This is a genomic window from Aeromonas sp. Lyrl_2 (genome assembly GCF_051948815.1).
Classification (GTDB): Bacteria; Pseudomonadota; Gammaproteobacteria; order Enterobacterales; family Aeromonadaceae; genus Aeromonas; species Aeromonas veronii.
Genome location: NZ_JAYJLJ010000005.1, coordinates 94288 through 106103, shown reverse-complemented (window position 1 = coordinate 106103; position 11816 = coordinate 94288). Strand labels below are relative to the sequence as shown.

Annotated in this window: 9 protein-coding genes; 8 read left to right on the top strand and 1 reads right to left on the bottom strand. The window is 55.8% G+C overall.

Features of this window, described 5'->3' with window-relative positions:
- Window positions 1–61: 61 nt before the first annotated feature.
- Entirely contained in the window at window positions 62–802 is a 741-nt protein-coding gene (locus tag VF684_RS06015) for a YebC/PmpR family DNA-binding transcriptional regulator (protein ID WP_005337681.1), read from the top strand.
- A 662-nt stretch (window positions 803–1464) separates the two neighbouring features.
- Here the strand turns inward: VF684_RS06015 and adhE are convergent.
- Window positions 1465–4131, bottom strand: a complete 2667-nt coding sequence (gene adhE, locus VF684_RS06010; RefSeq protein ID WP_376898611.1) for a bifunctional acetaldehyde-CoA/alcohol dehydrogenase — start codon at window positions 4129–4131, stop codon at window positions 1465–1467.
- A gap of 840 nt (window positions 4132–4971) precedes the next feature.
- Here adhE and VF684_RS06005 point away from each other — a divergent pair.
- The 7 genes from VF684_RS06005 to oppF all read left to right on the top strand — a co-directional run bounded on the left by VF684_RS06005 (window position 4972) and on the right by oppF (window position 11604).
- Window positions 4972–5607, top strand: a complete 636-nt coding sequence (locus tag VF684_RS06005; RefSeq protein ID WP_005337678.1) for a YchE family NAAT transporter — start codon at window positions 4972–4974, stop codon at window positions 5605–5607.
- 279 nt (window positions 5608–5886) lie between these two features.
- Window positions 5887–7506: an ABC transporter substrate-binding protein gene (locus VF684_RS06000; protein ID WP_026035101.1), complete on the top strand. Its 1620-nt coding sequence runs from the start codon at window positions 5887–5889 to the stop codon at window positions 7504–7506.
- Window positions 7507–7604: 98 nt separating this feature from the next.
- A complete protein-coding gene (oppB, locus tag VF684_RS05995) occupies window positions 7605–8525 on the top strand; it encodes an oligopeptide ABC transporter permease OppB (protein WP_005337672.1) in 921 nt (306 codons plus the stop codon).
- Between the two features lie 14 nt (window positions 8526–8539).
- Window positions 8540–9451 carry an oligopeptide ABC transporter permease OppC gene (oppC, locus tag VF684_RS05990; protein ID WP_005337670.1) on the top strand — a complete coding sequence of 304 codons (912 nt, stop codon included), beginning with the start codon at window positions 8540–8542 and terminating at the stop codon, window positions 9449–9451.
- Window positions 9452–9505: 54 nt separating this feature from the next.
- Window positions 9506–10492, top strand: a complete 987-nt coding sequence (locus VF684_RS05985; protein ID WP_042056506.1) for an ABC transporter ATP-binding protein — start codon at window positions 9506–9508, stop codon at window positions 10490–10492.
- The gene (locus VF684_RS05980; protein WP_139439872.1) at window positions 10489–10608 is read left to right on the top strand and encodes an oligopeptide transporter ATP-binding component; all 120 of its coding nucleotides are present in this window, start codon (window positions 10489–10491) and stop codon (window positions 10606–10608) included. Before VF684_RS05985 ends, VF684_RS05980 begins: the two co-directional genes overlap by 4 nt.
- Window positions 10609–11604 (top strand): murein tripeptide/oligopeptide ABC transporter ATP binding protein OppF, encoded by a 996-nt coding sequence (gene oppF, locus VF684_RS05975; protein WP_005337666.1) that lies wholly within the window; start codon window positions 10609–10611, stop codon window positions 11602–11604.
- Window positions 11605–11816: the final 212 nt, after the last annotated feature.

The following is an 11816-nucleotide window of genomic DNA, read 5'->3' as shown; positions in this document are numbered from 1 at the left end:
GTTTCCCTTGGGTTAGTCATGATCAGTGTTACTGACATTTAAAAAATAACGGAGAGTCTCTATGGCAGGTCACAGTAAATGGGCCAACATCAAACACCGCAAGGCCGCTCAGGACGCCAAGCGTGGCAAGATCTTCACCAAGCTGATCCGCGAAATCACTACCTCCGCGCGTCTGGGTGATGCCGATCCGGCCAACAACCCGCGTCTGCGTGCTGCGGTGACTGCCGCCCTGACCAACAACATGACCCGCGACACCATCAACCGTGCCATTCAGCGTGGCGCCGGTGGTGGCGATGGCGAACAGCTCGAGACCATCGTGTACGAAGGTTACGGCCCGGCTGGCTCTGCCGTGATGGTAGAGTGCCTGACCGACAACCGTAACCGTACCGTAGCCGAAGTGCGTCACGCCTTCAGCAAGTGCGGTGGCAACCTGGGCACCGACGGCTCCGTTGCCTATCTGTTCAGCAAGAAAGGTCTGCTGACCTTCGTGGGTGTGGACGAAGATGCCCTGATGGATGCTGCGCTGGAAGCGGGCGCCGATGACGTGGTCACCGAAGAGGATGGCACCATCGAGGTGTACACCACCCCGAACGACTTCGGTACCGTGCTGGACGGTCTGGAAGCTGCCGGCTTCAAGGCCCAGAGCGCCGAAGTGACCATGATCCCCTCCACCGAAGCGGAGCTGGATGCAGAAACTGCCCCCAAGCTGATGCGTCTGATCGACATGCTGGAAGATCTGGACGACGTGCAAGAGGTTTACCACAACGGCTCCATCTCCGATGAAGTCGCTGCGACCCTCTGATCGCTGAATTGTGCTCTCCCGATGGCAGCCTGATGGCTGCCATTTTTTATCTTTGCATCGTGGCAACTGCTGATGTGTCGGTTGAGCAACCGGTGCAACAACTCTCTTCACTGACAATCTTTCCCGCTTTCTCTGCGAATTATCATTGCTCTGTCTCTGCCAGTCGGTTGGCCCTGCACGTACGCTAGTCGGCAGTTCTGCTGCATTGCGTTAGCGAGGCTCCGCTTATCCTGTTTATCACACCTTTAGCTCTTTAGATGGCGTTGACTGCTCACATCTGCCCGTCAGGGTAATTGCGTTGCGTTGCGTTGCGTTGCGTTGCGGGTAGGGGAGAGGAGGTGATGGAGCGTGCTCTTGTTATCACAGGTGGCCCATCAATACAGAGTCACAGGTTGGGATATCGATAACGGATTGGCTGGGGCGAGTTGGTTGGTTGGTTGGTTGGTTGGTTGGTTGGTTGGTTGGTTGGTTAGTTGGTTGGTTGGTTGGTTGGTTGGTTGGTTGGTTGGTTGGTTGGTTGGTTGGTTGGTTGGTTGGTTGGTTGGTTGGTTGGGAAGTTAGGGGCTGCACTACCGCAATCGGCTGGAGAGAGGAGCTCTGTGATAAGTGGCAGATAAAAAAAGCCCGCGCAGTGCGCGGGCTTGTTATCTCAGGACTGGTTATCAGGCCTTGGATTTCTTCTTGCCTTCAACCTTGGCTTCAACCTGGGCAGCAGTTACCGGAGCGGCTTCGGTGAACGGACGACCGTAGTAGGAGTCCAGCAGAACCTGCTTCAGCTCGCTGATCAGCGGGTAGCGCGGGTTAGCGCCGGTGCACTGGTCATCGAAAGCTTCGATAGCCAGCTGGTCAACCTTGGCAAGGAAGTCAGCTTCAGTCACGCCAGCTTCGCGGATAGAGGCCGGGATACCCAAGGTAGCCTTCAGCTCGTCCAGCCAGGTCAGCAGCTTCTCGATCTTGGCGGCGGTGCGGTCACCGGCAGCAGTCAGACCCAGGTGGTCAGCGACTTCGGCGTAACGACGACGAGCCTGCGGACGGTCGTACTGGGAGAACGCAGTCTGCTTGGTCGGGTTGTCGTTCGCGTTGTAGCGGATGACGTTGCTGATCAGCAGGGCGTTAGCCAGACCGTGCGGAATGTGGAACTCGGCACCCAGTTTGTGAGCCATGGAGTGGCACACACCCAGGAAGGCGTTGGCGAACGCGATACCGGCGATGGTGGCAGCATTGTGCACCTTCTCACGAGCGATCGGGTCGTTGGCACCGTTCTGGTAGCTGGACGGCAGGTACTCTTTCAGCATTTTCAGGGCTTGCAGCGCCTGACCGTCGGAGTACTCGTTAGCCAGTACGGAAACATAGGCTTCCATGGCGTGAGTCACGGCATCGATACCACCGAAGGCACACAGGGACTTCGGCATGCCCATGACCAGGTTGGCATCAACGATGGCCATGTTCGGGGTCAGCTCGTAGTCAGCCAGCGGATACTTCTGACCAGACACTTCATCGGTTACTACTGCAAACGGAGTGACTTCAGAGCCGGTACCGGAAGTGGTGGTGATACAGACCAGTTCGGCCTTCACGCCCATTTTCGGGAACTTGTAGATACGCTTGCGGATGTCCATGAAGCGCATGGCCAGATCTTCGAACGCAGTGTTCGGGTGCTCGTACATCACCCACATGATCTTGGCAGCATCCATCGGTGAACCACCGCCCAGCGCCAGGATAACGTCCGGTTTGAAGGAGTTGGCCATCTCGGCACCCTTGCGAACCACTGCCAGGGTCGGGTCAGCTTCTACTTCGTAGAACACTTCCACTTCCATATTCTGTGCTTTCAGCAGGCTGACCAGTTCATCGGCGTAGCCGTTGTTGAACAGGAAGCGGTCAGTTACGACCATGGCACGCTTTTTACCTTCCAGGTCGCTCAGAGCGATCGGCAGGGAACCACGACGGAAGTAGATGGATTTCGGAAGTTTGTGCCACAGCATGTTTTCTGCCCGTTTTGCGACTGTCTTCTTGTTGATCAGGTGCTTCGGACCCACGTTTTCGGAGATGGAGTTACCGCTCCAGGAGCCGCAACCCAGGGTCAGGGACGGTGCCATTGCGAAGTTATACAGGTCACCGATACCGCCTTGGGTAGACGGAGTGTTGATCAGGATACGCGCGGTCTTCATCTTGTCGCCGAAGTACTTGATGCGGTCAGCGTTGCGGTCCTGGTCGGTGTACAGACCTGAGGTGTGGCCGATACCACCGATGTTGACCATGTCACAGGCCATATCAACGGCGTTTTCGAAGCTGCTTGCACGGAACATACCGAGCAGCGGGGACAATTTCTCGTGAGCAAACTCATCTTCTGCACACAGCTTGACGCCTTCACCGATCAGTATCTTGGTATCAGCCGGCACAGTCACGCCTGCCATCTCGGCAATCTTGGTGGCTGGCTGGCCAACGATGTTGGCGTTCAGGGCACCGTTGATCAGGATGACTTTACGTACCTTGTCAGCATCTTCTTTGGAGAGCACGTGGCCCTTGTGGGATGCAAAGCGCTCTTTAACTTGGTCGTAGATGGCATCAACAACGATGACCGCCTGCTCGGAAGCACAGACCACGCCGTTATCGAAAGTCTTGGACATCAGGATGGAGGCAACCGCACGCTTCACGTCGGCAGTTTCGTCGATAACGATAGGCACGTTACCGGCACCCACACCGATAGCAGGCTTACCGGAGGAGTAGGCTGCTTTCACCATGCCCGGGCCACCGGTGGCCAGGATCAGGTTGATGTCTTCGTGCTTCATCAGGGCGTTGGAGAGCTCAACAGACGGTTGGTCGATCCAGCCGATGATGTCTTTCGGCGCACCAGCGGCAACAGCTGCATCCAGTACCAGCTTGGCAGCGGTATTGGTGGAGTTCTTGGCGCGGGGGTGCGGGGAGAAGATGATTGCGTTGCGGGTCTTGAGCGCGATCATGGATTTGAAGATCGCAGTGGAGGTCGGGTTGGTGGTCGGAACGATACCACAGATGATACCTACCGGCTCGGCGATGGTGATGGTACCCATCTGATCATCTTCGCTCAGAATGCCGCAGGTCTTCTCGTCTTTGTACTTGTTGTAGATGTATTCGGAGGCGAAGTGGTTCTTGATAACCTTGTCTTCGATGATACCCATACCGGATTCTTCCACGGCCATCTGGGCCAGGGGGATACGGGCGTTGTTGGCGGCCAGGGCGGCGGCACGGAAGATCTTGTCTACCTGCTCTTGAGAGAAGCTGGCGAATTCACGCTGGGCTTCCTTAACGCGGGCGACCAGTGCATCCAGTTCAGCCAAATTGGTTACTGCCATGTTTATCTCCTGATTATTTGAAAACTGTTTAGTAAGACGTTGGCAATGCCCGGCAATTATAGTCGCCCTGTCAAGACGGTATCGTTGCAACAGCTTTTTCACATGCCTTACTAAATCGCTTTCTGAGTCGATTATAGAGCGGGGCTGACTCAGAAAAACTTGATCTGGATCATGTGTAACAAAAGAACAAAAGAAATTTTATTTCACAATCCTTGTTTGACTGATGTTATCGGAATGTGCACCAAAGGGAAAGGTGAGAGATTTGTTAATGCAGAGTAATAAACCACATTTATCAAGTGGTTAATTGCACTCAGCCATAGTATTATAGAGCTATTTTGGCGGTATAGGTTAGCAAATATGAGTGAATTGGTTTCAAAATCACCGACAAACGCACTTTATTCCAGCGTTTGTTGCAAAAATGATTGTTGTTTTAATCCATGACTAATCCGCTTTATTCCCCGAGGGGGCCATTTCTGTCCCCTTTCCCGGTTTTTGCATTGTGGCTCTCTTGCCGAGTCAATGAAGTGATGTCTGGCCTGAAATAGTGGGAAGGCAAAGCCTGGATTCTCTCGAGTCGCTTGGTCATTCGGTCAGTCATCGTCGGGCTCTCTGGTCATGATTAAGCAGGCTTGCGCTCACTTTTCTGGCGCGTGTCGGGCGGTAGAAAGGGCTTTTTGCATCGGTTTATGCCAGTTAGCGCGGATGCATTAGATGAACTAACTAAAAAACCCTCAAAATGGTGAGATTATTTGATTGGTGCCCGCTCTGGCTATGATGTAAATTTACGCACGAAATTAATGGACTGGCCCGCTGGGCCCGAAACTCTATTGGAAGGCGCCTATGGCAGCAATTGACGTCTCGTTGTATCTGAAGTTTTTTGTCGGTTTGTTCGCAATTATCAACCCGCTTGGTTTGTTGCCGGTGTTTGTCAGCCTGACCAGCCACCATACCCAGGCCGAGCGGATGAAAACCAATACCACCGCCAATATCGCGGTGATGGTGATCCTGCTGGTCTCCATGTATATGGGGCAACTGATCCTCGATGGGTTTGGCATCTCGCTGGCGTCGTTCCGGATCGCCGGTGGGTCGCTGATTACCCTGATTGCCTGGTCGATGCTGCAGGGCAAGCTGGGCGAGGTGAAGCACAACAAACAGGAGAAGGGTGAACTGGCGGTGCGCGAGTCTATCGCCGTGGTGCCGTTGGCGCTGCCGCTGATGGCGGGCCCCGGTGCTATCTCCTCGGTGATTGTCTATGCCAGCCAGAGCCACTGGCAGCAGCTGCTCGGCATGTCAGTGGTTGTCGTGGTCTTCTCCTTCTGCTCCTGGCTCATCTTTCGCGCCGCGCCGCTGCTGTTCAAGATCATGGGCAACACCGGCATCAACGTGGTGACCCGTATCATGGGTCTTATCATGATGTCGCTGGGTATCGAGATCATGGTGGCCGGCATCAAGGGGGTTTTCCCCAGCCTGATGTGAGCCAGCTCCGCTTTATGAAAGCCGGTCCTCGTGACCGGCTTTTTATTGGTTGCTTTTTGCCCGGTCTTTTCTAGAATCGGTCGTTTGTGTGAAAAATGAGCGCTTTGCTGGTGTTTTAATACTGAAAAAGCGCATGGCGGCTGATTTTTTGACCAGAAAATGACGATTACCCTGACAATATCTGTTGCATTATCGGAATTGGCAGGGAATTATGCTGGGAGCGGGTTTTAACCCCGTCACTTTAAAAAACGCATGGAATGTTCTTGTTGGAGTAGGGAAATGACTCATAAAAAAACAATGATTAACACATTGCTGATGGCTGCACTGTTTGGTGGCGTCAATGTGGCTCAGGCTGCCGATGTCCCGGCGGGAACCAAGCTGGCTGAAGTCCAGCAACTGGTAAAGGGCAACGGCTCCGAGCCTGCGACCCTTGACCCGCACAAGACCGAAGGAACGGTCGAATCCAATATCCTGCGCGACCTGTTCGAGGGTCTCGTTGCTTCCGGCCCGAAAGGGGAAATTCTCCCGGCTGTGGCTGAATCCTGGGAAACCAAGGATAACAAGCACTACGTCTTCCACCTGCGCAAAGATGCCAAGTGGTCCAACGGTGACCCGGTCACTGCTCACGATTTCGTTTTTGCTTTCCAGCGTGCCGTTGATCCGAAAACCGCCTCTCCTTACTCCTGGTATCTGGAGATCCCGACCATTGCCAATGCCTCCGAGATCATCGCAGGTAAAAAGCCGGCTGATACGCTTGGCGTGAAGGCGACCGACGACTACACCTTCGAAGTGCAGCTCGAGAAAGCGATCCCTTACTTCGTCAGCATGCTCTCCCACACCACCACCTATCCGGTACCGAAGAAGGTGATCGAGAAGTTCGGTGACAAGTGGACCCAGCCGGAAAATATGGTATCCAACGGTGCCTATACCCTGAAGAACTGGGTGGTGAACGAGCGCGTCGAAGTGGAGCGCAACAAGCACTACTGGAACGATGGCAAGACCGTCATCAACAAGGTGGTCTATCTGCCCATCCAGTCTACCAACGCCGACCTGAGCCGCTATCTGGCGGGCGAAGTGGATATCACCTATCAGATGCCCATCGAGCGCTTCAAGCAGATGAAGAAAGAGAAGCCGGACGAGCTGAAAGTGACCGGTTATGTTGGTACTTACTACTACCAGTACAACGTCAAGAAGAAGCCGTTTGACGATGTGCGTGTCCGTACTGCGCTCTCCTATGCCATCGATCGCAACGTGATCGCCGACAAGGTGATGGGTCAGGGTCAGACGCCGGGTTACACCCTGGTGCCGGACTTCGTCGATGGCTTCAAGCCGGTAGCGCCCGAGTGGTCGAAGATGACCCAGGCCGAGCGTGATGCCAAGGCCAAGGCGCTGCTGCAAGAGGCCGGTTTCGATGCCAGCAAACCGCTGAAGTTCGAGCTGCTCTACAACACCGACGACAACCACAAGAAAGTGGCTGTGGCCGTGGCCTCCATGTGGAAGAAGCTGGGCGTGCAGGTGAGCCTGGTCAACCAGGAGTGGAAAACTTACCTGGAGACCAAGAAACAGGGTCAGTTTGACGTAGGTCGTGCCGGCTGGATCGCCGACTACAACGAAGCCTCCTCCATGCTGGATCTGATGCAGACCACCCACGGTAACAACGACGGCAAGTACTCCAATCCGGAGTTCGACAAGCTGATGGATTCATCCCGTGATCAGGTCGATGTGGCTGCCCGTAACAAGCTCTACGTCCAGGCTGAAGAGATCCTGGCCAAAGACATGCCGATCGCCCCCATCTACCAGTACGTGACTGCCCGTATGGTCAAACCCTATGTAGGCGGCTACCCGGCCAACCCGCTGGATAACCTCTACAGCAAAGATATGTACATCATTGCTCACTGATTTAAAGCAACAAGTCGCATAACAAGCAGGGCCCGCCAGACGGCGGGCCTTTATTACAACCGCGACCATTTGGAAGCAGTACAGGACAGGAAATGTCTATGTTGAAATTCATTTTTAAACGGCTATTGGAAGCGATCCCGACTCTGCTGGTCTTGATCACCGTCTCTTTCTTCATGATGCGTTTCGCCCCCGGTAACCCCTTTACCAGCGAGCGTTCACTGCCCCCCGAAGTCATCGCCAACATCGAGGCCAAATACGGGCTCGACAAACCCATTGGCATGCAATATCTCACCTACCTGGGCAACCTGGTGCAGGGTGATTTGGGCCCCTCTTTTAAATACAAGGATTTCACCGTCAATGATCTGGTGAGCCAGGCGCTGCCTGTTTCCGCCAAGATCGGGACCACGGCCTTCTTCTTCGCCGTGCTGCTGGGGGTCACCTTCGGCACCATAGCGGCACTGAAACAGAACACCATCATCGACTATTTGCTGATGTCGTCGGCCATGGCCGGGGTGGTGATCCCGGGCTTTGTGCTGGCGCCCTTGCTGGTGCTGTTTTTCAGTATTCATTTGGGTTGGTTCCCTGCCGGTGGATGGCAGGGGGGTGGCATCCAGTTTATGGTGCTGCCGGTGTTCGGCATGATGATGTACTACATCTCTGCCATCTCGCGGATCATGCGGGGCAGCATGATCGAGACCATGAACTCCAACTTCATCCGTACCGCCCGTGCCAAGGGCTTGCCGCTGCGCCACATCATCCTGAAACACGCGCTGCGTCCGGCCATGCTGCCAGTGGTCTCCTATCTGGGCCCGGCCTTTGTCGGCATCATCACAGGTTCGGTGGTGATTGAGACCATCTTCGGCCTGCCGGGGATCGGTCAGCTGTTCGTCAACGGTGCCCTTAACCGTGATTACTCCATGGTGCTCGGTCTGACCATTCTGGTCGGCGCCCTCACCATCACCTTTAACGCCGTGGTCGATATTCTCTACGCCTTTATCGATCCCAAGATCCGTTACTAATTCGGGAGTTCATCATGGTTGTTTCAACTGAAAAACGCGATGCCGTCGAGGCGTTCGCGCAAAAAGTGGAAGTGGTGGAAGGACGCTCCCTGTGGAAGGATGCCCGTCGCCGTTTCCTGCGCAACAAGGCGGCCCTGACCAGCCTGATCATTTTGACCATCATCGGTCTGGCGGTCATCTTTGGCCCCCATTTGTCCCAATACACCTTTGACGATCCGGACTGGGGCGCCATGCAGTCGCCGCCGGATATGGAAGCGGGTCACTACTTCGGTACCGACAGTCTGGGGCGCGATCTGTTCGTGCGCACCCTGCTGGGTGGCCGTATCTCCCTGATGGTCGGCATCATGGGCGCCATGGTGGCGGTCATCATCGGTACTCTGTATGGCGCTGCCTCCGGTTTTATCGGCGGGCGGGTCGACAGCCTGATGATGCGGGTACTGGAGATCCTCAACGCTTTCCCCTTCATGTTCTTTGTCATCATGCTGGTCACCTTCTTTGGCCGCAATCTGGCACTCATCTTTATCGCCATCGGGGCGGTGAGCTGGCTCGATATGGCGCGGATCGTGCGCGGCCAGACTCTCAGCCTCAAGAGCAAGGAGTTTATCGAGGCTGCCCACGTCTGTGGCGTCTCCAAGTGGAAGATCATCACCCGTCACATCGTACCGAACGTACTCGGTATCGTGGCCGTCTACGCCACCTTGCTGGTGCCGGGCATGATCATGTTTGAATCCTTCCTGAGTTTCCTGGGCCTTGGTGTTCAGGAACCGATGACCAGCTGGGGTGCCCTGCTGGATGAAGGCTCCAAGTCGATGGAAGTGGCCATCTGGCAACTGCTGTTCCCCGCCTGCTTTATGGTGGTGACCCTGTTTTGCTTCAACTTCCTCGGGGATGGTCTGCGTGACGCCCTCGATCCGAAAGATCGTTAATCGAGCATCGGATCGACAGGAAAGCATCACGAAAGATCGATAAGGAGTTTTTATATGAAGTTACTGGATGTGAAAGATCTGCGGGTCGAGTTCAAGACCCCGGACGGCAATGTAGTGGCGGTCAACGACCTCAACTTTTCTCTCTCTGCGGGTGAAACCCTGGGGATCGTCGGCGAGTCCGGCTCCGGCAAATCCCAGACGGCCTTTGCCATCATGGGGCTGCTGGCCAAAAACGGCATTATTACCGGTTCCGCCAAGTTTCAGGGCGAAGAGATCCTCAACCTGCCGGAGTCCAAGCTCAACAAGATCCGCTCCGAGAAGATCGCCATGATCTTCCAGGACCCCATGACCTCGCTCAACCCCTACATGAAGGTGCAGGATCAGCTGATGGAAGTGCTGATGTTGCATAAGGGCGTCAGCAAGGCGGAAGCGTTCGAAGAGTCGGTACGGATGCTCGATGCGGTCAAAATTCCCGAAGCACGCAAGCGGATGGGCATGTATCCCCACGAGTTCTCCGGCGGCATGCGTCAGCGGGTGATGATCGCCATGGCACTGCTCTGCCGGCCGCAACTGCTGATCGCCGACGAGCCGACCACCGCGCTCGACGTGACCGTACAGGCCCAGATCATGACTCTGATGAACGAGCTCAAGCGCGAGTTCAACACCGCCATCATCATGATCACCCACGACCTTGGCGTGGTCGCTGGTATCTGCAACAAGGTGCTGGTGATGTATGCCGGTCGTACCATGGAGTACGGCAAGGTAGACGATATCTTCTATCGCCCGAGCCACCCCTACACCGAAGGCCTGCTGCGCGCCATTCCCCGCCTCGATACCGAAGGGGAAGTGCTGCCCACCATCCCGGGCAATCCGCCCAACCTGCTGCGTCTGCCCACCGGCTGCCCCTTCCAGGAGCGTTGCCACCGTGTGAGCGAAATTTGCGGCCAACAGTCACCGATCCTGACCCCCTTCAACGACGGTCGGGAGCGTGCTTGCCACTGGATATCTGATGCCATCAACGCCAAGGAGGTAAGCGTATGAATGCTGTTAACTGCGGCCAGCAATCATCCATACCTCTGAAGCCGTTCAACGACGGTCGGGAGCGGTTTTGCCACTGGCACTGGGTTTCGGATGCCATGAACAAGGGGGCCAACTAAATGGGTGCCGACAAAAAATTACTGTTGGAAGTGTCTGACCTCAAGGTCCACTTCAGTATCAAGAGTGGCAAGGCGTGGCCCTGGGCCAAACCGTCTGACCTCAAGGCGGTCGATGGCGTGACCTTGCGTCTCTATGAGGGTGAAACCCTCGGCGTGGTGGGGGAGTCTGGCTGCGGCAAATCGACCTTTGCCCGCGCCATCATCGGTCTGGTACCGGCCACCGATGGCAAGGTGGTGTGGCTGGGTGACGATCTCACCAAGCTCGATCAGAATGCCCTGCGCGAGAAGCGCAAAGAGATCCAGATGATCTTCCAGGACCCGCTGGCCTCCCTGAACCCGCGCATGACCATCGGCGACATCATCGCCGAGCCGCTCATCACCTTCTATCCCAACCTGCCACGGGAAGAGGTGAAGGAGAAGGTGCGCGCCATGATGAGCAAGGTGGGGCTCTTGCCCAACCTGGTCAACCGCTATCCGCACGAGTTCTCCGGTGGCCAGTGCCAGCGGATCGGGATTGCCCGGGCGCTGATCCTCGAGCCCAAGATGATCATCTGCGACGAGCCGGTGTCGGCGCTTGACGTCTCCATTCAGGCGCAGGTGGTCAACCTGCTCAAATCCCTGCAAAAGGAGATGGGGCTGTCGCTCATCTTCATCGCCCACGATCTGTCGGTGGTCAAACATATCTCCGATCGGGTGCTGGTGATGTATCTGGGCAACGCCGTCGAGCTGGGGACCCGCAAGGAGATCTTTGCCAATCCGCTGCACCCTTACACCAAGGCGCTGATGTCTGCGGTGCCAATCCCGGATCCTGAGCTGGAGCGCAACAAGGTGATCCAGATCCTGGAGGGGGACTTGCCATCGCCGATGAATCCGCCGTCAGGCTGCGTGTTCCGCACCCGCTGCCCGGTGGCTGGCCCCGAGTGTGCCAAGACCCGCCCAGTGCTGGAGGGGAACTTCGATCACGCCGTCTCCTGCCTCAAGGTCGACCCGCTCTGATGGGGATGTGTTGAACCTGTTTGCGGGGCTCCTTGATGGGGCCCCGATTTATTTTTGACGGTAGTGAAGATGCCTCTTGGCGTTATCTTTTACCGCTGCTACTATCCGCGCAACAAGGGGAGTAACTTCTCGCCGGTTTGTCGTCATTACGGTGCACCCATTTCCTGCAGTGCACCCGGCAGCCGGGCAGTCGATGCAAATCAGCTGTAAGT